General features: G+C 49.1%; 12 protein-coding genes. 8 read left to right on the top strand and 4 right to left on the bottom strand.

Translation table 11 applies throughout. The features are described 5' to 3' along the window. Positions 1–144: 144 nt before the first annotated feature. Entirely contained in the window at positions 145–588 is a 444-nt protein-coding gene (fur, locus tag N5923_RS05280) for a ferric iron uptake transcriptional regulator (protein ID WP_017799238.1), read from the top strand. A 57-nt stretch (positions 589–645) separates the two neighbouring features. On the opposite strand, the gene N5923_RS05285 is transcribed toward fur, so the two are convergent. Together N5923_RS05285 and chiP are read right to left on the bottom strand one after the other, a co-directional pair. Beyond that, positions 646–3,321, bottom strand: a complete 2,676-nt coding sequence (locus N5923_RS05285) for a beta-N-acetylhexosaminidase (protein WP_407704385.1) — start codon at positions 3,319–3,321, stop codon at positions 646–648. A gap of 43 nt (positions 3,322–3,364) precedes the next feature. Then, entirely contained in the window at positions 3,365–4,768 is a 1,404-nt protein-coding gene (gene chiP / locus N5923_RS05290) for a chitoporin ChiP (RefSeq protein WP_407704386.1), read from the bottom strand. A 400-nt stretch (positions 4,769–5,168) separates the two neighbouring features. Between chiP and N5923_RS05295 the strand changes: the two genes are divergently transcribed. Together N5923_RS05295 and N5923_RS05300 are read left to right on the top strand one after the other, a co-directional pair. Next, entirely contained in the window at positions 5,169–9,611 is a 4,443-nt protein-coding gene (locus tag N5923_RS05295; RefSeq protein WP_267143443.1) for a hypothetical protein, read from the top strand. A 178-nt stretch (positions 9,612–9,789) separates the two neighbouring features. Continuing rightward, positions 9,790–13,995 carry a hypothetical protein gene (locus tag N5923_RS05300; RefSeq protein WP_267143442.1) on the top strand — a complete coding sequence of 1,402 codons (4,206 nt, stop codon included), beginning with the start codon at positions 9,790–9,792 and terminating at the stop codon, positions 13,993–13,995. Positions 13,996–14,110: 115 nt separating this feature from the next. On the opposite strand, the gene glnS is transcribed toward N5923_RS05300, so the two are convergent. Both glnS and nagE read right to left on the bottom strand, forming a co-directional pair. Then, positions 14,111–15,778, bottom strand: coding sequence for a glutamine--tRNA ligase (glnS, locus tag N5923_RS05305; RefSeq protein WP_267143441.1), 1,668 nt, complete (start codon positions 15,776–15,778; stop codon positions 14,111–14,113). 225 nt (positions 15,779–16,003) lie between these two features. Next, positions 16,004–18,037 carry an N-acetylglucosamine-specific PTS transporter subunit IIBC gene (gene nagE, locus N5923_RS05310; RefSeq protein WP_267143440.1) on the bottom strand — a complete coding sequence of 678 codons (2,034 nt, stop codon included), beginning with the start codon at positions 18,035–18,037 and terminating at the stop codon, positions 16,004–16,006. A gap of 333 nt (positions 18,038–18,370) precedes the next feature. On the opposite strand from nagE, the gene nagB reads away from it, so the two are divergent. From nagB to asnB, 5 genes are all read left to right on the top strand, one after another. Beyond that, positions 18,371–19,171, top strand: coding sequence for a glucosamine-6-phosphate deaminase (nagB, locus tag N5923_RS05315; RefSeq protein ID WP_267143439.1), 801 nt, complete (start codon positions 18,371–18,373; stop codon positions 19,169–19,171). A 20-nt stretch (positions 19,172–19,191) separates the two neighbouring features. Further along, positions 19,192–20,340 carry an N-acetylglucosamine-6-phosphate deacetylase gene (nagA, locus tag N5923_RS05320; RefSeq protein ID WP_267143438.1) on the top strand — a complete coding sequence of 383 codons (1,149 nt, stop codon included), beginning with the start codon at positions 19,192–19,194 and terminating at the stop codon, positions 20,338–20,340. Positions 20,341–20,347: 7 nt separating this feature from the next. Continuing rightward, on the top strand, positions 20,348–21,568 hold the full coding sequence (gene nagC / locus N5923_RS05325) for a DNA-binding transcriptional regulator NagC (RefSeq protein WP_267143437.1): 1,221 nt from the start codon (positions 20,348–20,350) through the stop codon (positions 21,566–21,568). Then, positions 21,568–22,320: an HAD-IIA family hydrolase gene (locus N5923_RS05330; RefSeq protein ID WP_267143436.1), complete on the top strand. Its 753-nt coding sequence runs from the start codon at positions 21,568–21,570 to the stop codon at positions 22,318–22,320. Before nagC ends, N5923_RS05330 begins: the two co-directional genes overlap by 1 nt. 286 nt (positions 22,321–22,606) lie before the next feature. Continuing rightward, complete coding sequence (gene asnB, locus N5923_RS05335) at positions 22,607–24,274, top strand: asparagine synthase B (protein WP_267143435.1); 1,668 nt, start codon at positions 22,607–22,609, stop codon at positions 24,272–24,274. Positions 24,275–24,390: the final 116 nt, after the last annotated feature.

The raw sequence follows: 24,390 nt of genomic DNA on the forward strand, positions 1-24,390 counted from the left end.
GTTGTTTCACGCTCTCCTTGCGGTTTTCATTTCGAAGCACGAGTTCTATAATGAGACGCACTAAGATTTCGCGTTGACCGATGTTCAGGGCTTTTCAGCCACTCAGCCACATTGTGACTAGCAAAGTAACAGGACAATATCCGCATGACTGACAATAACACCGCATTAAAGAAGGCCGGCCTGAAAGTCACGCTTCCCCGACTGAAAATTCTGGAAGTGCTTCAGGAACCAGAGGGCCATCACGTCAGTGCGGAAGACTTGTATAAGCGCCTGATTGATATGGGCGAAGAGATTGGTCTGGCGACGGTTTACCGCGTCCTGAACCAGTTTGATGATGCGGGGATCGTTACCCGTCATAATTTCGAGGGCGGCAAGTCTGTTTTCGAACTTACGCAGCAGCATCATCACGATCACCTGATTTGCCTCGACTGTGGCAAAGTGATCGAATTCAGCGATGAATCTATTGAGACGCGTCAGCGTGAAATTGCCACGCGCCACGGTATCAAGCTGACTAACCACAGCCTGTACCTGTACGGTCACTGTGCATTAGGCGATTGCCGCGAAGACGACACGCTGCACGACAAATAAATTATGCTATGCAGTAAAACAAAACCGGTGATTTCTCACCGGTTTTTTTATGCCTGATTAATCTGCGGAAAGCGGCGCCTGCAGATGCTCCAGCCGGCTAAAGCGCTTACCATCAGCACTGACGGTGCGCACCCAGACTTCAGTTCCGACCCGTGGTCGCTCCTGATCGTTATAAGGTTGCCACTGCTTGCCGTCGGTGGAAAACTGAATGCCAATCCCCGGCAGTGCGCTGTTCGCTTCCAGCATGCCGTGATAAATGCGCGCGCCTGGCGGCGGCAAACGCCAGGCAATCCCCAGCTTATCCATTTTGGCTAACTCTCGCTGACCAAGCAGATTGGCAAAACGCTGCCAGTCCTGGCGCAATATCTCAGTATCCACCCAGTGAGTTTTCCCCTGCTGATATTCGCGTCCGGGCTGATAGTCCAGCTCCCATCCGGCACGGTGCCAGCCACGCTCGGCAACCGACAGCAGGCGCGGGAAAATCATCTCCTCCATCTGCTGATCGCTACGTACCGTTTCACTCCACAACTGTGCGGAAATACCGCGCGCGCCCGGCCAGGGCTTATCAGATTTGGCGCTAAAGCTGTTGCCATCGCGATCAACCGAGGTTTCGGCATTTTGCGGTAAGTTATCCGGGGCAAAACTGAACATTTTGCGCTCATCGTTAAAGCGCGTTCCCCAGTAATAGCCGCGCTCCAGCGGATTGACCTCATAGGGGAAATCCATATACAGATAATCGGGATTGGAGATCACCACCTCGTAGCCTTTGTTGGCCCAGTCGTTAACGCTGGTGAAACCGCCCCAGTAGAGGGTGTCCCAGAAATTCACCGCGACACGGGTAGTGGCGAAAGCGCTGGCATTGTCGACCGCCTTAAGACCATCCTCCCATGCCTGCATCTGATCAATACCCTGGGCTTTTGCCAGCTGGCTCACCTCAACGGCAAACCAGCCCGGCAGATGGCCGATATCCGCGACTTTGCCCTGCTGCACCATACGCTGGCAGGCGGCAGATTTCGCCCAAGGCTGATCCTCGAGCCGACGATTGATAATCCCCTTGCCGGCTTCCGGCTGGCGGCTGTCGGTATAGCCCGGCCCCAGACGAATATTCTTCGCTTCGTCGCCACCAAAATGCCAGCGGGTTAGCGGCTGCCCCGCTTCCAGGTGCATTGAACGGAACTCAGCGATCACTTTGTCGACAAAGCGTTTTGAGGAGTCCAGACAAGGATTGAGATAACTGGTGCGGTCATAAAACTGCACCGACGTGGTGCTGGAGTTATCGTCCGGGTCCAGCAACCGGTACTGGCTGGCCTCGGTAACTTTTCCCTGCTGCATTAAACGCTGATAACGTGCTTCCATAGCGATAACCGCCGCGCGCGCGTGGGCAGGCATATCCACTTCCGGGATCACTTCTATTGCCCGCGCATCAGCATATTTCAGGATCTCGATATAGTCGGCGCGACTAAAATAGCCGCTGCCATGATTGTCGCTGTCAGGCCCCGATCCCAGCTGCGGCATCAGGCAGCTTTGCTCGCCTGGATCGTGACAGCGTCGGCCACCGACGTCGGTTAACTCCGGCAGGCCGGGAATGTCAATGCGCCAGCCCTCATCATCCGTCAGATGGAAATGCAGCTTATTCATTTTCCACGCCGCCATCTGATCGAGCAGGCGTTTTATCGCCTCCTTGCTGTGAAAATTACGCGCCACATCAACTGCGACGCCACGATAAGCAAAACGGGGGACATCACTGGCCTCAAGGGCGGCAATCTTCTTATCATTTTCAGAGGGCACCAGCGAGAGGATCGACATCAGACCATAAAATACCCCTGTCGCATCGAAAGCGCTGATCTCCGCCCCCTGCTCGCCAATCACTAAGCGGTAAGCGCCGGAATGCGCTTGCTCGTCATTAAAATCGCTGCGCTCAATACGGGTCGTGATCGGATAGCCACTCTGCTGCTCAGTGATGCCAGCACGAGCAAAATGCTCGCGAATTACGGCAGCTTTATCCTGCGGCAGCGACAGCAGATCGAGCTTCACCCCCTGCTGCAAATCAACATCATGCGGATGCACCGTCAGCGTCAGCGGCGTCGGGGTGATCTGCCCGCGTAAACTGGCGGCCGTCAGTTTTTTGATATCACGATTTTTTTCAAAGCGGGTTTGTGCGGTCATCAGCACATTTTTATCATCAGGCGTTCGCTTCCACTGCCTGTCCAGTGGCGCGACAAACTGCGGCAGATCTTCAGTATCGGTGCTGCTGATCACTTTGGCGCGCGCATCACCGGCGGTGACATACCAGCGCGGCATCACATCAGTTAGCGCCAGCTGCCAGTATTCGTTAATAATCGGGATGCTGACGCTCTCTCCGGCGGCAAAACCGTTAAATTTTTCCGTCGGCTGCAATTTATGCAGGTCGCCAATAATATGCGTAATACGGAACTGCTCACTGTCGACCTTTAATATCTGGCGGATACTACTGATATAGATTGCCCAGTTCTGTCCGCTTAATGCCGGGCCAGGATTGGTCAGCGTAATCACTGCGCGATAACAGGAAGCCCAGTCGGCCCCCAACGCCGCACAATCAACGCCATGCTGCGCAGCATGATTATCCGTCACCTGATACTTCACACCAAACTGGCTGATTTGATCGACCAGCTGTTGATCACTTGCCATACTGCTGCCACAAGCCAGTAAACCGCTTAATACAGCCACCATCATCCCTGATTTACGTCGTCTCACGTACTTATCTCCTGTTATTGCCCGCAGTTAAGGTCAGCACTGGTTAAAAAATGGTGAAAGGAGCCGTAACGATAAATTTCACATCTTTCTCATCCTGGAACATATTGCCGTAGCCGCCGCTGTAGCTGGGTAGCGAACTGTGGTTGCTATACTGGGTGTAATGCAGTTTAAACATCGTGCCTTCCGCACGCCCCTGCGGAATGGTATAGAGCAGATCCATACTCCATGCCGACTCTTTCAGCCGCTGACTCTGGTCCCATTGCGGATTACTGGCGGGTTTCGCATCCCAGCCCCAGGCAAATGAGGTTCCCATTTGCCACCCTGGCAGCTGCCACTCTTTCAGGTCATACATGACCCCTGCAAACAGCGCCTTTTCGCCATTGGCGTTCCAGTCAGAACGCGCATCCCACCAGATATCAAGCCGGCCATTAGACGTGGCATAGCCGGGTGTCATACGCTGCAGAAAATAGCCCTGATTGCCCTCAGCTTTAACCCAGGTACCTTCGAGGCGGAAATCAAACGGGCCGGTGGTATAACCAAAGGTTAATGCCTGTAACCAGGCGAGGCCATCGTAGATATCATTAACATTCGCCGCGCCTCCGCGCTCTTTATCGCGGGCGCCATAGAACTGATAGCTGGTGCGCAGGTCGTTACCGGCGACCGGAAAGGCGTAAGAGGCTTTAGCAAAGTACTGGTCAACATAGTGCGCTGCCTGGCCAACAGCGGCTTCCAGTGTCAGGTTGTTTTTAAAATCATATCTGGCACCGACCGAATGCAGATAAGGCACTTCTGCTTCACCATCAGCTTTGCGGAAGCGGTAAAGATGCTGATACCAGGGCGCTTTATAGGCGTCGGCCCACATATAAGAGAGTGAAAAAACGCCGCTATCGCCATAATCCTGCGCCACACCGACTTCAGCACCGCGATAAGTGCCCGGCAGGAAACTCCAGTGCGGCGTCATTAACGTCTGGCCGCTCGGCTGTAAATAGCCGCCGCGCAGCCAGTAGTCGTCAAACTTCAGTTTCACCGCCGCCTGATAAAAACTTACACCGCCCTTATCACCGGCCCACTCTTCCTCCCAGCGTGTTCGCGCCTTGCTAAAGCCAATCTCATTGGGCGCGGCCGGGCCGCTGTTAGCCATTTCAACGGCGCCATAGACGCCAAGATCGGCGCCTATCACGTCACCAGCATAGCCGGAACTGAAATCCAGACTGCCGTTCAAGCTGGAGTGATGCAGGTTATTCTGATACTGGCCATAGTGATCGCTGCCAGGTTCAAGGTTTTTCCGATCGCGCTGGCGCTGCCAGTAATAGAGACCACCGGTTAACGATGAGTCCTCGATAAACCCTTCGGCTCTGGCTTCGGCAGATATCACCATGACTGGCATGGTAGTGATACAGGCGGTCGCAAAGGCCACTGCTTTGCGCATTCCTTTGGTTGCAGACATAAAATTCCCTTTTATGTTTAGGCGATAATAATTAGCGATGAGTACAACTAAATCTCGTTTTTTTGATGTCGACGCCATACTATTTTCGCAGCAGTAAATTATCAACAAAAAGTCAGATAAATATGATCATCACCACAAGTGTGAAAGGTATAAAAACCAAGAGCATAAAACAATTGCGATTAAATTTAATATCAGGCTAATTTAAAATTGATATATCATATTAAAATCACTAACCATTAACATGCCAGTAATGGAAATAACTTCCGGGGCTTTATTTACAGCACCCAAGAATAAAATAATATTATCAACATACATCGATTATTTAAGGAAAATCCATTCACTATTTCTAGCCGACGCATCTGTTATTGTTAAAAATAAACTGCAGTTAAGGAAAACTTCTATGAATCCAACACAACAGACAGATGGCCGCGATTTAGTTCGGGCTACTCAACCTCCGCCAGTAACACCCACGCAAAGCACACCGCAGCGAAATGTTTTGCCAGTGATGGAAATCACAAATACCCAGCAAAAGCCCATCCGCTTTTTTCAAGAATCCTCCCCGCCACCACATAAGGCCGCAACGTATTTATCGGTAACAGAATCCGCCGCTAAAACCGACCATCGGCCCGGACCTTTAAGGCCAGGATCGCTGGGTCAGATGCCCCCTCCCGAACCCATGCCGCAATTGCTTCCACAGATAAAATATACTATTCCATCACAGCAAGTCTCGCCACGCAGTGACAATACGAATCCACCGCAAATGACTGTGCAATATCACATGCAAAAGTCACACGCTCAGTCTGCTATAACTAATGATAATTTGCGGAAAGCCATTAATCAGTTATATCTCGCCGGATTATCGATGCCGGACCCCACGCAGTTCGATCAGCAATCCAAAAACACCATTGTTTACATGGCGGATGCCAATACCGACCCTCAGCAAAAGCCAGATAACCCTCCTCAGAGACAAATAGAATGGACGCCGGAGAAGGAGCAGGAATATGCCGATGCCCAGCGCACCACCGCTAAACAGCGCCAAGATGCGGTCCTTGATCCAGCCGAAGGCGTTGCGGAGGAGGAGAAGCTCCCCGCCAGCAGGTTTCAGATTATGGCCAATAACCCTTTCTTCTCTGAAACAGGCTATTCGGACTGCCTGCTGTTTGCGATAGTCCAGCATATGACCGGATATTATGAACCGGATGATGCCTATAACGCGCTCCTGGTTGGAGAGCTACGCCTGATGCTGGTGCAGCAAGGCTGGCTCGGAGCACCGGGCGGATTTGGCGCCAACGGTTATATGGCACCCGGCAGCGCCTCAACAAAGCAGCTATTAGCGGCGGTTAATGAAAAACTGAAGAGTAAAGGACTGCCACCGTTGCGGGTGATTTTTCATGATTTTGCACCTCAGGATGATGGTCCGGCCAAAGAGTTTCTGCATGCTGCAGGCGCAGAGCCTGGCGTCGGCGATGTGGTGCATATTATTAATGCTGAAGGGCAGCACTATGAGGCGCTTATCCCGCATAAGATGAAGAGGATGGCTACTCAATTAACACTGAGTGAGCAGCAGAAAATAGCGATCAACAGAGCAAAGATACATTTTGCGAGCACAATTTCCGCTATCTGCGAATTCCCGGTTATTCTCCAAATCGTCAACAAAGCTGACGAGGTGTTTATCGCCGGAATCGGGATGGGGAATTTATCAGAGGATGAGGTCAGAGATGCGGTGGTGCTGAAGCCACAGGATGCTCATATCGGGATAAGCGTGCGCATTGCAGGGACTGAGATTAGCTGCGCCACGGTTCCTGGTGATCAGCTCGCCAGCCTGCTGGAAAAGATACCGCCACTGATGCTGGTGATGTACGAAGCAGGCGCAATTTGTGCGATGTTCGATCCTGAAACCTATAATGACATCCTTTTGGGTCCGGCCAGCTATGAATCACTCTTTAAGGCGACAGCAGTAAATTTATATCAGGCGAAAAAAGTCGGTAAAGAAATAGAAACCCGTTTTAATAGTCTGACCAGACGCTGGATTACCGAACGAGGCTTTTTTCAGGCGGCGAAAATACATTCACAAAGAAACCCGACGGGTTTCAGCAAAATTATGCCGCTAATTATTGATATTTTTAAATTGTCGGCTACAGAGGTATTAGAAAAAATTTATGCCAGTGGATCAGGAAACTTCAGACGTGAAACCTGTGATATCCCCTCTACCTGCGCACGGTTATATTATCTCGCAAAGTTCATTGCAGATAATGAAATCCCGTCACTGGAAAAGGAGTTGCGGGAAATATTGTCGGCGCTTGATCATCAGCAACAATCTGTTACTCCGAAGGAGCTTTTCAAAGAGATTAGAAAATTTATTTGCAGCGAACTGAAGGAAAAACCCAATCATAAAGATGCCCGCAAGACCATTTTTTTTTACTACAACCGGTTTATCGGGGCGCTGAAAAAATCCGGTTTAAGCGAGCAGAAGCAGTATTATGCTGCAGAAGCCTTATTGCCACTTACTGTCCTTACTGAGTTGCCAGAGATTTTTATCCAAAAAACTCTGAGTGACTTGATAACAAACTTTAACAGAATTGTTTATGGTTCGGTAAGCTCAAGCAAAATAACACTCCCACAAGGTACCACAGATAGTTTATTGTCGATGTTTATCACCAACAGCTACACACTCCCTACTGACTGGTCAGAATACATCACGACCTTCTACTATAAAATCATCAATAAATTAGGGGAAAATGGCACCTTGCCTTTTTCCTGTATTGAGTTGATCGAGTTCACCAATATGATGGTTTCGCCTGAACGTGCAAAAGTAATATCAGCCAACCTCATTGGTAGAAATATAAAAACAAATATTAATAAAATTAAAGCCATCACGGCGATAATGATTCGGACAATGGGCTCCGAAGAAATCGCTAACGCTATCTATAGCGTAGCAGGTGATGAAAAAGCGATTAAAGCCTTTGTAAATAAATGGTTGCAATACCAGAACATTCTGTTAACTCACCCAACCATTTTGCCAGGGGATTTTCTGATACAGAGTCAGGATGAGATGCGGGTTATTAAGGAGGGGGATATTAATAGCACGTTGACTTATGCGCTAAATCATATCGAGGTCAAACGCACTCTGGAAAAATATAAAAATATTGAGGAAATGGTATTTACCGGTGAAGAGTACGCACCAATTCTGGGCGAGATATTGCATTCTATCCCCCCTGTACAAAAAACAGAAATAATAAATAGAATAGTTAATCTTAATGTACAGACAGGGATTAAAAATCAAGAGATAATCATTAATCTGGTTACTCGCTTACAAAAAATCATTGATAGCAAGCGAAACGCATTAAAAAGTCAAAAGGATCACACTCTCTGGAACAAGTTACTCAGTAATGTGTCATCGATTCAGGCTGAATTAATGAAATATTGTACCGAATCTCATGTTACTTACTCCCTGCAAAATAATCTTGCGGAGATAGATGATTCCAATGAAATTATCCAGCCTTTGGTAAGGTTAAACAAGTGGCTGAAAGTCAGTAGTACTGAAAATGCTGCAGTCAGGACTGCTAAAAAAAACATTACCGACAACAGAAAAGAACTAAAAGTAAAAAATATCATATATCTTGAAATAATTGCACAGGCAGTGAAAAAGTCATACGCCACCTGGCAAACTAAAAAAGGCGAGGAGGTTCGAGCAAAAATACTTAAGACCGCCCTCGGAAGCATCGCCCCAGAAGAACTGTTTCCTCGACTGGCAGAATTAACTTTAAAAAACAGCAAATTGAGCGGATATAAAGTATTTTCCGACATTGTGTCCCGGCAAATGCAGCTGACGCCAGATAGTGCTAATGCCAGTACGTCTAAAACGCCTGATTTACTGAATGAGAAACAACTGCAGGCATTTACAACCTTTATAACGAGCAGCCCGGCCGCATGGGGGATATTTGAAGATGCCTATAAATCTCCCGGTAAAATAGAGTGGATAATGAAGCCGGAAAGCTTTTTTAATGTTTCAGCAGAAGTGCAGGCGCTGATGCTGAGATTCATATCTGACAAATTTAGCACGGAAACCGTTGTCTGGATTAAGCGGTATCTGGAGAAGATAGAAGGCATGTTAACATTGCCACAAGACAATATCACGATTATTAATTTAGAAAACTCGCTTTCGCTCATTTGTAATGGAATAAAAAAAATTAATCATCAGGATCTTCCGGAGTTAGTTAGCCGAATTTTTATCCTTAGCAATAGCATTATGCTACGTAAAGTAAAACCGACCATAAGCATTTCACTCAATAAATCTCTTCATTCGATACTGGAAAACCTGGAAACCACATCTGCTGAAATCCACAAAAAACTAACGGGTGACTATAAAACTCTGCTGCTGCCGGATCAGTCAGTAGTGCAAGAATTCCGGTTTGTCCCCGATAGATATGAACCGAGGCCGCGCGTCAGCGTGGAGTCAGATACCGACTTCGCCCCCGACTCAGTTGACGCTGAGCAAAGACCAGATAAGGGGCAGAAGACACCACCTGTTACCACAAGAACCATCTATGTTGATAAAAAGTGGGAGAGATATAGTACCGAAAAAGATTTAATGCAACCTTTACAGAAATCAATAAGTCTATTGGCGACAGGTAAAAATGATCATGAATTAAATGTTCATAAATACGCTGGGCGAGCGTTTAGCTTTGATATATATCTGGGCAAAGGAGGCAGGGGGAATTGTCGAGGCCTGATACTAATAGGATCCAAAAAACATTGCTATCTTATTAAAATTGGCACCCATAAAGAAATTGAATCTGAAGCCCAAAACTATAAAGATATGGAAAAAAATCCATTGATATAATTATAAATAACCCAGCATTGAAATTAAGGATCCTTAAATTTGATGAGAAAAAAGATCACTATAAACCTGTTAGTGAAGAAGATTTCTTTTAAAAAAATTTATCGTAGCGGTCAGTGTATATCTGACCGCTGGCTTTTTTCGATTGAGTCTGTCAGTCACAACTAAAAGGATATTTAGCATGAAGACTCCTCCACTCTCACGCGCCGTGGCGGTTAATAAGGTTGATAATTCCGCCCTACGACCCGCCCGGCAACCTGACAACATAGTTGGTCAATCCCTGAAGTCGGCAGATAATGTGTCTGTGCTGCCCGCTACTCTGCAACCGCCAACGGAAATTGACCTGCGCCAGCACTCCTTTACCATTCAGCAGCCACATGCCGGCCCCAGCAGCACGCAAATGCCGCAGTTATCCCTGCCTGCTGGCCCCAGTAGCGCGCAAATGCCGCAGTTATCCCTGCCTGCCGGCCCCAGCAGCACGCAAATGCCGCAGCTATCCCCACAGGTTCCCCCGGGCAGCCCGCAATGTAAGCCGCAGATCAAAGCGTTCAGCAACACTTGCAATTTGATGCAACAACGCGATGTAGTAACTGGCAGTAAACATGCCCCCGGAAAGTCCCCGCTGCCTGATTATATCACCCGCAGTTGCCAGGAAAATCCCGTCAACGTTAAATGGCAGGAGGCCAACGCCAGGCTCGCGCAACTGCTTAAGTTCAATCCCAGTCAAATCAGCAAGAGTAATGTGCTGGTCTATATGATGGAAGAAACCATTCCGCCAGTAACGTCACGTCGTGCAGAGGCATCAGGCGGTGCAGAGGCATCAGAACCCTATCCGCCGCCCCCTCACCCCGCATCTAGCCCCGGAACGAGCCAGAATACATCTGCTGCAAAGCATCTGCAGTTCACCCCAGAACAGCGAGACAAAATAAACAGATGTAAGGCCGAATATTTTATGCGTTTGCTCTCTTGCGCTATTCGGCTGCCAGTGTTGATCACTACATCAGAAAGCAATGAGTCGACGGTTTATAACAACGGCGAACCCGTGAAAAAGAAAATATCGCCCTATGAAATCAGTGATGCGATTTCTTTTTTAAAAACAAGAAATGGCACCTCGATGATAATTAGAAAAGCGGGCAACGACCAAATGCGCACAGAACTTGAGTCTTCCGCTCTGGTAACCCTTTTGGAAACTATTCCGATAAACCTGTTTCGGACAACGGATAACATCGCGATCTATAATACATTTACCAGCACCCCTGATATTTTGCAACAACAGGGCGTCGCACAATATACTACCCTTCACTCTTTATTTACTAAAGGAAATACCTTAGCAATAAAAACCGCATTAGAAAAAATAAACGTTTTTTTTAATCAAAACCCTTGCAATAGCATTGCCAAAAATGAGTTTTTCCTGACGCTGTTATTAAATATCAAATTTACTTTATTCCCAGAACAAACAAGAAAAGCTCAACAAGGAAATAAAAACCATCCAGCCAGTTCAGGTACAGCCGCAGCCGCAGCGAAAAGAGAGCGGGTCACCCCGGCACAGGTACACTTTATTGTTAGTGAGATCGAGGCTCCTCCCCCCTGGGCTTTTAATGCCATGACTGCAATGGTTATCCAGGATAAGTCAAATATTGACACATTGGCTAACTACCTGTACAGATTGTCAAAAAACATACTCGGAAATAAATCCACGGAATTTAGCGCCGCCTTCAATGGTATCATGTCGATATTTAATGATAACACAAATACCTTTTTTTCCATTGCACAAAAAATGGTCGAAAACGTTTATCGTGAACTGGCAAAAGAATCCTTAGAGGAGGAAATCACGCAAAATAGGTTAGAAAACTACTTCACTACATTTATGCAAGCCACGGAAAGTCATACTAAAAGTGAGGGCTATAAAAACTCGATAAAACAAGTATTCTGGCCTTTAATCTACAGTTGTGAGGGCGGTTTTAAAAGATACCATTCTGAAATAAAAACATCGTTATCATTTAAGCATCGAAAACTCTGTAGCATTGAAGATCGCCTTATATCATTACGGCTTACAGCCGCTTTTCGCCAGCCGTTAACCTGGAGTGAATCTATCGCCAGGCAGTTTGAAGGCATCTTATCCCAAGCCGGCAGCGATGGTAACAGACCATTAGCCACCATCTATTTTATCGCTTTTTGTTACGAACGTTTATCCAGAGAATACAGCGAGAAGATGTTTCACAAGTTCTTTGAGGTTAACGTAAAAAAAAATGAGCGACTTAATGCTATTGTGATGTTACTACTTATTGAAGTCTACCCACCGGATAAAGTAATTGATATTTATACCGACAAGAAGGAGGATGTGGTAAAAACATTCCTCTCTTACTGGAAAAAGATTAGATCTGTTAAATCAGAAAAGATTGCCAATGATAAATGCCTGATTGTCGATCAGGGCGGTGCTATAATAGAAGACCACAAAAAGTGGAAAGCTCATATTGAACAGAGAAAAAGAGTGCCACTAGCATTGCCCGCAGCTGTAGCCAATCGTTTAATAAATAAGTTTAACTTTATCGGTAACTATATATTTACCGATAATAACACCATTGAAATAGTCGCCGGTATTTTGCAATTTCTGTCGCCAATGGCCAATAGCGAGGAAAGTAAAACGATAATCGATGAGATAGCCAGCGCCAACATCAATTCGGATAAATACGATATCCATAAAACCGCTAACCGTTTCCAGATAATGCTAAAAACCACGATAAATGCTATTAATGAAAATCCACTCACAACAAAAAAAGAGCGTGAAGAGCTGTGCAATCATTTAACCAGCTCGGTATTAACTCTCCACCTTAACCTGCTAAACCACAACAGTAAAAACATTAAAGATGAATTAATCAGTAGCATTAGCAATAATTTCTCGACGATAAGTGTAGCAGAAAAAATTGCCATACCGCTGAATATACTTAATGCCGGCTTGTTAGCGGAAAAAATTAGTGAAGATCTCTACATTGATATAATTAGCCGAACGTTGGAAAATTCATGTAACCAGTTACTGGATAAACAGACGGGTGAGATTATCCGAACAATGGTGCTAAAAATCGCATTAAAAGTGATTAAAGAACGCGACAAACTCTTTCTTTCTCTCGCCAGAATAAACACCAATCTGGCCAGTGAACAATCTGGATATAATGCCTTTCTGTATATTGTTAAGAGGGAGATGGGCTCCACCCGCAAACCGCAGAGCTCAACGCTGCCGTTAAACAACCAGGAACTGCAGGCACTCATCACATTTATTACCTCCTCACCGGTTTGCTGGAATATATTCCAGCGTGCCTATACGGAAATATATAGTGAAAATGCAGAAGAAAATAACCTTACCGAAGGTATCCGCATCAATACTGAATGGTTAATCAACCCCCCCTGCTTTCTGCTCCTCCCCCCGATGGCTAAAGACTTAATGATGCGATTTATTGCTGATGTATTAAAACAGGAACCTGCAAACTTTATCAGATCCTGCTTAAGCAGCATTGAGCAAAAGTTAACGACTGAGACGCCAATAAATTATCTCAATGATTTAGAACATTCGCTAAACTATCTCTGTAACGCTCTGACCAAAGAGAGTTCCACCACGCTGGTCAGCATGACAGACAGCATTTTCACACTGGCGGAAAAAATAAATGAGCAAAAGTTGTTCAGGGGGCTCAGCAGCTCAATGCAAAACGCTTTAAAAACTATCCTGAATGACATTAAAAAGACTGACAGCCTGAAATACGATCAGCTGAGCGAAAAATATCATTCACTGATAGCGGCCAGTCCTGTCGGGCAGTACTTTTCTCCGCCGGTTAACGTTGCAAGCTCATCTAACCGGATCATCGACACCAGCACCGGTGAATCGGACAACAACAAACCCCTCTTGCCAGGCACTTCTGCTGTCGCGGTGAGAAAAAAAGTGAGTAAAAAGAAAGCGATCGTCGCACCGACTATTTATGTCAGTAAAAATTGGGCAGAACTCAATGCCGATGCGGATCAAAGCAAGGGGCTGCATCGCGCATTAGAAATATTTAGCCAGGATCCTACAGATAGTGAGTTATATTTTCATAAATATAAAGGTTACGATTTCTGGACGATTAATATAAAACCTGTCACCGCTGAAGACGTGCAAAAAGGCTGGAAGGGCACCAGCAGCGACCTCAAAATTTGGCTGTTCAGAGCAGAAGGTAATTGCTTTATTGTAGGGGGTGTCGGTACGCATGAACAAGCCAAAGCGGAGTCAAAAAATTATCCCGTTCTGTCGAAAAAGCGCGTCAGTGCGATGATTGATGACGCCAGTCTGCAGTATCAGAAAATCGTTTTTAATCCAGTCAGCGGAAAATTCGACATTGCCCAGCGTGATCCTGTGCAATAAGTTTAATCATCGATGCCAATTGATAAATAAGCATAATTATCAGCGATGCACGATATGCATAAAAAAAGCCGCAACGCGATACACGTTGCGGCCTCTGTTTTGCTGCTGCTACAACTTACGCGCCGGTTTTGGTCCAGGTATCACGCAAACCAACGGTACGGTTAAATACCAGGTTTGACGCACTGGAGTAACGGCTGTCGGCGCAGAAGTAACCTTCGCGCTCAAACTGATAAGGGCTGCTGGCTGCAGCGGCCTGCAAACCAGGCTCGACAAAGCCCTGTCGAATCACCAGCGATTCCGGATTGATGGTGGTAAGGAAATCCTCAGCCGCGCCCGGGTTGGCTACGCTGAACAGACGATCGTAGAGGCGGAATTCTGCTGGCAGCGCATGTACTGCTGAAACCCAGTGAATCACCCCTTTCACTTTACGCCCGTCCGCCGGATCCTTGCTTAAGGTATCGGTGTCGCAGGTGCAGTACAGACAGGTGATATTGCCCGCTTCATCTTTCGCCACACGCTCAGCTTTGATCACGTAAGCATTACGCAAACGCACTTCTTTACCCAGCACCAGACGCTTGTATTGCTTGTTGGCTTCTTCACGGAAGTCAGCACGGTCAATCCACACTTCGCGACTGAACGGCACTTCACGGCTGCCCATTTCTGGTTTGTTCGGATGAGCAGGCATAGTGATCACCTCTTCATATCCGGCCGGCAGGTTTTCAATCACCACTTTAACCGGATCAAGCACCGCCATCGCGCGTGGTGCATTCTCATTGAGGTCATCACGAATGCAGGACTCCAGCGAAGCCATTTCCACGATATTGTCCTGTTTGGTCACGCCGATACGGCGGCAGAACTCGCGGATTGAGGCCGCGGTATAACCACGACGGCGCAGACCCGAAACAGTCAGCATGCGCGGATCGTCCCAGCCTTCCACCACTTTCTCGGTCACCAGCTGGTTCAGCTTGCGCTTCGACATAATGGCGTATTCGAGATTCAGACGTGAGAACTCGTACTGACGCGGATGAGCAGGAATGGTGATGTTATCCAGCACCCAGTCATACAGGCGACGGTTATCCTGGAACTCCAGCGTGCAGAGCGAGTGGGTAATGCCTTCCAGCGCATCGGAAATGCAGTGGGTAAAGTCGTACATCGGATAGATGCACCACTTATTGCCGGTCTGATGATGTTCGGCAAATTTAATGCGGTACAGCACCGGATCGCGCAGCACAATAAAGCTCGAAGCCATATCGATTTTGGCGCGCAGACAGGCAGTCCCCTCGGCAAATTCGCCGTTGCGCATTTTTTCAAACAGCGCGAGGTTCTCTGCTGGCGTGCGGTCACGGTACGGGCTGTTTTTGCCCGGCGCGGTGAGCGTGCCGCGATATTCACGGATCTGCTCTGGCGACAGCTCATCAACAAAGGCAAGACCTTTGTTAATCAGCTCAACCGCGTAGTTGTACAGTTGATCGAAATAGTCAGAGGAATAACAGACGTCGCCACTCCACTGGAAACCGAGCCATTGCACGTCATGCTTGATAGATTCAACGAACTCCAGATCCTCTTTAACCGGGTTGGTGTCGTCGAAACGCAAGTTACATTGACCCTGATAATCTTGCGCGATGCCAAAGTTCAGGCAGATCGATTTTGCATGGCCGATGTGCAAATAACCATTCGGCTCCGGCGGAAAACGGGTATGCACGCTGGCATGCTTACCGTTCGCCAAATCTTCGTCGATAATCTGACGAATAAAGTTAGTTGGGCGGGCTTCTGCCTCACTCATCTCAATTTCCTCAACACTTATATGGCGGGTGATTTGAACCACGAAATAACGGAGTATGATCCACAAAGCGGAGAAGGGAAACAACCGTTTGTTAGACTAATTACGCAAAAAAAGGGCGGGAATCGCTCCCCGCCCAGTTTATAACATTATATTCGGACGCCGATAACGGCGCCCCTGCAGATAAATGCGATTTCGTAGCGGCGGCATTCTCGCCGCCGTGCGCATTTAGCTTTTGATTTCGAACAGTTTGGTTTCACCGGCAATCACCGCGCCGCTGGCCAGCAGATTCACCCCGGCGAAGTCATCAATATTGCTGACCACTACCGGACTGATCATCGAACGGGCATGCCGGTTGAGGTAATCAAGGTCCATTTCCAGTACCGGCTGACCAGCAGTGACGCTGGCGCCCTCTTCCACCAGGCGGGTAAAGCCTTTGCCTTCCAGCGCCACGGTATCAAGGCCCATATGCACCACGATCTCGACACCGTTATCGGTTTCCAGACAGAACGCATGGTTGGTATTAAAGATCTTCACTACAGTCCCGGCAATCGGCGCCACTACGGTTTTACCTTCAGGGATAATCGCCAGACCTTCGCCTACCGCTTTGCTGGCAAAGGCTTCGTCCGGCACCTGTTCAATGGCGACCACCTGACCACTTACCGGCGCGACCAGCGTGGCGATAATACCTTTTGAAGCGTTGGTCACCGCTTGTGGCTGCACCACCGCCGCTGGTGCAGTGCTGGTGCCTGCTGCTGCCGCAACAGGGCCTTTCGCCAGCACGGTTTTCATCGCTGAGGCAATGGTCTCAGCTCGGGTGCCGACAATAATCTGCACGCTCTGCTTGTTAAGACGGATTACGCCGGAAGCACCGAGGCGCTTAGCAATGGACTCACTCACTTCGCCAGAATCTTTTACATTCAGACGCAGACGAGTAATACAGGCATCGATTCCGGTCAGGTTTTCAGAACCGCCCACGGCGCCAATATAGCGTCGCGCCAGGGTTTCAGTTTCTGACTCACCGCTGCCGCTGTGATCAACGTTGGTGTCATAACCATCGCTTTCATCACCATCCACGGAAAGTTCACGGCCCGGGGTCATCAGATTGAATTTCCTGATAGTGAAACGGAACACCACATAGTAGATAGCGAAGAACACCAGCCCCTGCGGGATCAGCATATACCAGTGGGTCGCCAGCGGATTTCGCGTTGACAGGAACATATCCACCAGACCCGCACTGAAGCCGAAACCGGCAATCCAGTGCATGCTGGCCGCGATAAATACCGAAACACCGGTCAGGAAGGCGTGGATCACATACAGCACCGGCGCCACAAACATAAAGGAGAATTCCAGCGGCTCGGTAATCCCGGTAAAGAAGGAGGCAAAGGCCGCAGCCAGCATAATACCGGCGACTTTGGCGCGGTTTTCCGGACGGGCGCAGTGATAGATCGCCAGCGCTGCACCCGGCAGACCAAACATCATAATCGGGAAGAAGCCCGCCTGATAACGTCCGGTAATACCGACAATGCCTTTGCCGCTTTCGATGGACTGGCCACCGCCGAGGAAATTAGGAATATCATTGATACCAGCCACGTCGAACCAGAATACCGAGTTCAGCGCGTGATGCAGACCTACCGGGATCAGCAGACGGTTAAAGAAGGCGTAAATACCGGCACCCGCCGAACCGAGTCGCTGAATATGTTCACCGAAGTTTACCAGACCACCGAAAATCAGCGGCCAGAGATACATCAGGATAAACGCCACCAGAATCATCAGGAAGGAGACAAGAATCGGCACCAGGCGGCGTCCGCTGAAAAACGACAGCGCTTTGGGCAGTTCAACATGGCTGAAGCGGTTATACACTTCCGCCGAGATAATCCCCACCAGGATACCGACAAACTGGTTATTGATTTTACCAAAGGCGGCTGGCACCTGGTCTAACGGGATCTTCTGGATCATCGACACGGCTGCCGGCGAGCAGAGCGTGGTGACCACGAGGAAACCAACAAAACCGGTGAGCGCTGCGGCACCGTCTTTATCTTTTGACATGCCGTATGCCACACCAATGGCGAACAACACAGACATATTTTCGATGATGGCGGAGCCAGACTTGATTAACAGGGCCGCCAGCGCATTGTCTGCGCCCCAGGAAACCGGATCGATCCAGTACCCCACCCCCATTAAGATTGCCGCAGCAGGTAGCGTTGCCACCGGCACCATCAGCGCGCGCCCCACTTTTTGTAAGTAACTTAAAATATTCACCTTTTCCCCCTCCAGAATCCGACAAGGCCACTGAAACTGTTTGGTTTTATTTTCACAATTTTCAGTTAACCTGATGACAGTACACACCACGATGCGAAGTGTAAAAAAAAATTAATTCGCTTCGCAAATTAAACCTGCGCATCTGTGATTAATATCACCAAATATGGCAGTTTTTTACATACGCAGCTGGCTATAGTGACAAACTTATTTTATGATCCGAATTATCAACACGGATTTTTCCTCGGTAGTTATGCCACGGCAGGTTACGCTAAGTGATAACGGCCGTTACACCGTCTTAAATCTGATTCAATTTTGCTTAATATGAGGTGAAACATGAGACTGATTCCCCTGTCGACCCCTACCCAGGTGGGTAAATGGGCCGCCCGCCATATCGTTAACCGCATCAACACATTTAAACCGACCGCAGATCGTCCCTTTGTTTTAGGTTTACCTACCGGTGGAACACCGCTGGAAGCCTATAAACATTTAATTGAGATGCATAAAGCGGGCCAGGTCAGTTTTAAACATGTTGTCACTTTCAATATGGATGAATACGTTGGCCTGCCAAAAGAGCATCCGGAAAGCTACCACAGCTTTATGTTTCGTAACTTTTTCGATCATGTTGATATTCCTCGTGAAAATATCAATCTTCTGAATGGTAATGCTGCGGATATTGACGCAGAATGTCGTCAGTATGAAGAAAAGATCCGCGCTTACGGCAAGATCCATCTGTTTATGGGCGGTGTCGGCAACGACGGGCATATCGCCTTTAACGAACCGGCGTCTTCACTGGCATCCCGCACCCGCATTAAAACGCTGACGCATGAAACCCGCCTTGCGAACTCACGCTTCTTTGATGGCGATATTGATCAGGTGCCAAAATACGCCCTTACTGTCGGCGTTGGCACGCTGCTGGATGCGGAAGAAGTGATGATTCTGGTTATCGGCCATGTGAAAGCGCAGGCGCTGCAGGCGGCGGTTGAAGGCAATGTCAATCATATGTGGACCATCAGCTGCCTGCAGCTGCATGCCAAATCAGTGGTGGTTTGTGATGAACCTTCCACAATGGAACTGAAAGTGAAAACAGTGAAATATTTCCGCGAAATGGAAGCGGAAAATATGAAAGGCCTGTAATCAGCCGGGAGATAACAGATATGTACGCATTAACCCACGGTCGCATCTTCACCGGCCATCAAATCCTTGACGATCATGCCGTTGTTATTGCTGATGGCCTGATTGAGCGCGTCTGTCCGCTGGCGGAACTGCCCGCCGGCATCGCAACCCGTCATGTGGCGGGGGCGATAATCGCCCCCGGTTTTATCGATGTGCAGCTGAATGGCTGCGGCGGCGTGCAGTTTAATGACGAACTCAGCGCGATTAGCGTCGATACTCTTCACATCATGCAACAAGCCAATCAGAAATCGGGCTGCACCAGCTTTTTACCGACGCTGATCACCAGCAGCGATGAGCTGATGACGCGCGCCGTCGAAGTGATGCGTGCTTATCTGGCGCAAAACGCCCATCAGGCGCTGGGCCTGCATCTGGAAGGGCCATGGCTGAATGTCGCCAAAAAAGGCACTCATAACCCGGACTTAATTCGCAAGCCGAATCCTGAACAGGTTAATTTTCTCTGCGAAAATGCCGATGTGATCACAAAAGTGACGCTGGCGCCTGAAATGGCGGGGGTTGAAGTGATTCGCCAGCTGCGTGATGCCGGGATTATTGTCTCGGCTGGCCACTCGCATGCGACATATCAGGAAGCGAAAAGCGGCATCACTGCTGGCATTAGTTTCGCCACCCACCTGTATAACGCCATGCCGACCATTACCGGCCGTGAACCGGGCCTGATTGGCGCGCTGTTTGATTCACCAGAGGTATACTGCGGCATTATTGCAGACGGTTTACATGTCCATTACGCTAATGTCCGCAATGCCAAACGCATCAAAGGTGACAAACTGGTGCTGGTGACCGACGCCACCGCCCCGGCGGGCGCAACGATTGATCAGTTCATTTTTGCAGGCAAAACAATATACTATCGTGACGGGCTGTGCGTAGACGAGAAAGGTACGCTAAGCGGTTCTGCACTCACTATGATTGAAGCAGTGGCGAACTGCGTCGAACATGCAGGTATCTCGCTTGATGAAACCTTACGAATGGCTACCCTCTATCCAGCACGTGCAATGGGCGTGGACAAGCAGTTGGGTTCAGTTGAAGCAGGTAAAGTCGCTAATCTGACTGTTTTCACCCGCGATTATCAAATTATCCAGACTATCGTTAATGGTGACGAAGTCCTAAGCGAGTAATCACTGAATGACCAACGGCGGCCAGGCACAAATAGGAAATGTCGATCTTGTAAAGCAACTGAATAGCGCAGCCGTTTACCGGCTGATTGACCAGCAGGGTCCTATCTCGCGCATTCAAATCGCCGATCTCAGCCAGCTTGCTCCCGCCAGCGTCACCAAAATTACCCGCCAGCTTATCGAGCGCGGCCTGATTAAAGAGGTCGATCAACAGGCCTCTACCGGTGGTCGCCGCGCTATCTCAATTGTCACCGAGACGCGTGGCTTCAACACCATCGGCGTGCGCCTTGGCCGTAACGACGCCACGCTAACGTTGTATGATCTGAGTGGCAAATCCCTCGCCGAAGAGCATTATCCGCTGCCGGAACGCACCCAGGAAACGCTGGAAAACGCCCTGTTCCTTGCTATCGAAAATTTTAGCGAGCTGCATCAGCGCAAACTGCGGGAACTGATTGCCATTTCGGTGATTCTGCCCGGACTGGTGGATCCAAATAACGGCGTGATCCGTTATATGCCGCATATTAATGTCAATAACTGGTCGCTGGTATCGCACCTTGAAGCGCGTTTTAACGTCACCAGTTTTGTCGGTCATGATATCCGCAGCCTGGCGCTGGCTGAGCACTACTTTGGTGCATCACGCGACTGCGCCGACTCCATTTTGGTGCGTTTACATCGTGGCACCGGTGCGGGAATTATCACTAACGGCCAGATTTTTCTTGGCAGTAATGGCAATGTTGGCGAAATCGGCCATATCCAGGTCGACCCGCTGGGCGAACGCTGTCATTGCGGTAATTTTGGCTGTCTGGAAACCATCGCCGCCAATGGCGCCATCGAAAACCGTGTCCGCCACCTGCTCACCCAGGGCTATCCCAGCTCACTCACCGTTGATAACTGTCAGATCCATCTGATCTGCAAGGCCGCTAACCGTGGCGATCCGCTGGCCTGTGAAGTGATTGAATATGTTGGTCGCTACTTGGGTAAGGCGATTGCCATTGCGATCAACCTGTTTAATCCGCAGAAGGTGGTGATTGCCGGTGAAATTATTGAAGCTGAAAAAGTGTTGCTGCCCGCCATTGAAGGCTGCATTAACACCCAGGTGCTGAAAGCCTTCCGTAAAAATTTACCGGTGGTGCGATCTGAAATCGATCACCGTTCCGCTATCGGCGCTTTCGCGCTGGCCAAACGCGCAATGCTTAACGGCATTCTGTTGCAACGTCTTCTGGAAGCGTGATGACCTTAAAAAATGTAATTTGCGATATTGATGGCGTGCTGATGCACGACAACACTGCGGTGCCCGGCGCGAACGAATTTATTCATCGCATAATGGATAACGGTATGCCGCTGGTGGTGCTGACAAACTACCCGTCCCAGACCGCACAGGACCTCGCCAATCGCTTTGCATCGGCCGGCATTGAGGTGCCCGACAGCGTGTTTTACACCTCGGCAATGGCGACCGCCGATTTTCTGCGGCGGCAGGAAGGGAAAAAAGCCTATGTGGTCGGTGAAGGCGCGCTGATTCATGAGCTGTATAAAGCCGGTTTCACCATTACCGATATCAATCCCGACTTTGTGATCGTCGGTGAGACGCGCTCTTTTAACTGGGACATGATGCATAAAGCGGCCTTTTTCGTCGCCAACGGCGCCCGCTTTATCGCTACCAACCCGGACAGTCATGGCCGCGGTTTTACGCCGGGCTGCGGTGCGCTCTGCGCCGGTATCGAAAAAATATCTGGCCGCAAGCCTTTCTATGTCGGCAAGCCGAGTCCGTGGATTATCCGTGCGGCGCTGAATAAGATGCAGGGACATTCGGAAGATACGGTGATTGTCGGTGATAATCTGCGTACCGATATTCTCGCCGGTTTTCAGGCAGGTCTGGCCACCATCCTGGTGCTCTCCGGCGTCTCTACCCTGAGTGATATCGATGCGATGCCTTTCCGCCCGACATGGATTTATCCATCGGTCGCCGAGATAGATATTATCTGAAACATGGCTGGCGCGGGCGGCGAGAACGCCGCCCCTGCAGAAAATGCACAGGCCACGGTTTTTTTTTAACCGCTTTTCGCAAAAAATTGTCGATCCACTAATAAAACCTCGCAAAAACTGGCAATCCATCAAAGATACACTCAGGTCAACAGACTATTTTTCAGCGATTCGCTAAATCGCTTGATCGGGTTGCTGATATAGAGCATTTTCTTATGCATCGGGCAGCAAATGTGCTGCTGAACTGAAATCATTAACTGGCCAGTGCGAGTCGTTAGGGAGCGTTGCTATGTGTTCTATTTTTGGTGTGCTGGATCTGAAAACCGATCCTGTTGAGTTGCGTAAAAAAGCGCTGGAGCTTTCCCGCCTGATGCGTCATCGCGGACCGGACTGGTCTGGCGTCTATGCGGATGATCACGCCATCCTCGCCCATGAGCGTCTCTCGATTGTCGACGTCAACAATGGCGCCCAGCCGCTGTATAACGCCGATCACACTCACGTACTGGCGGTTAACGGTGAAATCTACAACCATCAGGCACTGCGCGCTGAGCTGAGTGATCGCTACCAGTTCCAGACCGATTCCGACTGTGAAGTGATTCTGGCGCTGTATCAGGAAAAAGGCATCGATTTCCTCGACGAGCTGCAGGGCATGTTCGCCTTTATTCTGTATGACAGCGTGAAAAACACCTGGCTGATTGGCCGCGACCATATCGGTATTATCCCACTGTATATGGGTAACGATGAGCACGGTAACCTGTATGTCGCTTCCGAAATGAAAGCGCTGGTGCCGGTATGCCGCAGCATCAAAGAGTTCCCGCCGGGAAGCTACCTGTCGAGCGAAGATGGCGAAATTCGTCGTTACTGGCAGCGCGACTGGTTTGACTATGAAGCCGTCGAAAACAATGTTACTGATGCCGCCGCACTGAAAAACGCGCTGGAAGAGTCAGTGAAAAGCCACCTGATGTCCGACGTGCCTTACGGCGTGCTGCTCTCTGGTGGCCTCGACTCCTCTATTATCTCCGCCGTCACCAAACGTTTTGCGGCGAAGCGTGTGGAAGATCAGGATAAGAGCGAAGCCTGGTGGCCACAGCTGCACTCCTTTGCTGTCGGCCTGGAAGGATCGCCGGATCTGACCGCGGCTAAAGCGGTTGCGGAACATCTCGGCACCGTGCACCACGAAATTCATTTCACCGTGCAGGAAGGCCTGGATGCAATTCGCGATGTGATTTATCACATTGAAACGTACGACGTCACCACCATTCGCGCCTCGACGCCAATGTATCTGATGTCACGCAAGATCAAGGCAATGGGCATTAAAATGGTACTGTCCGGCGAAGGCGCTGATGAAGTATTTGGGGGTTACCTCTACTTCCATAAAGCACCAAACGCCAAAGAGTTCCATGAAGAAAACGTGCGTAAGCTGCTGGCTCTGCATATGTTTGACTGTGCGCGAGCTAACAAAGCAATGTCGGCGTGGGGCGTGGAAGCGCGCGTACCGTTCCTCGACAAGAAATTCCTCGATGTGGCGATGCGCATTAACCCGGCCGACAAAATGTGCGGGCCAAACGGTAAAATGGAAAAGCATATCCTGCGCGAATGTTTTGAGTCTTACCTGCCGGCAAGCGTGGCCTGGCGCCAGAAAGAGCAGTTCTCTGATGGTGTGGGCTACAGCTGGATTGATACGCTGAAAGAGGTGGCGGCAAAACAGATTAGCGATCAGCAACTGGAAACCGCGCACTTCCGTTTCCCATACAACACGCCATCGTCAAAAGAAGCGTATTTGTATCGTGAAATCTTTGAAGAGCTGTTCCCGGTGCCAAGTGCTGCTGAATGCGTGCCTGGTGGCCCTTCAGTGGCCTGTTCTTCAGCGAAAGCCATCGAATGGGATGAATCATTCAAAAACATGAATGACCCGTCTGGTCGTGCTGTAGGCGTACACGCATCCGCTTATAAATAAGCATCTGTTTATCTGATTAAAATGGGCCTGCACAGGCCCGTTTTTATTTGGGTTTTACCGCGTTCAGGATTGAAAATCGCTGCTTTTATCGTCATGCTGGTTATAAGCCAGACAAA

The sequence above is a fragment of the Winslowiella arboricola genome (assembly GCF_025527015.1).
Classification (GTDB): domain Bacteria; phylum Pseudomonadota; class Gammaproteobacteria; order Enterobacterales; family Enterobacteriaceae; genus Erwinia; species Erwinia arboricola.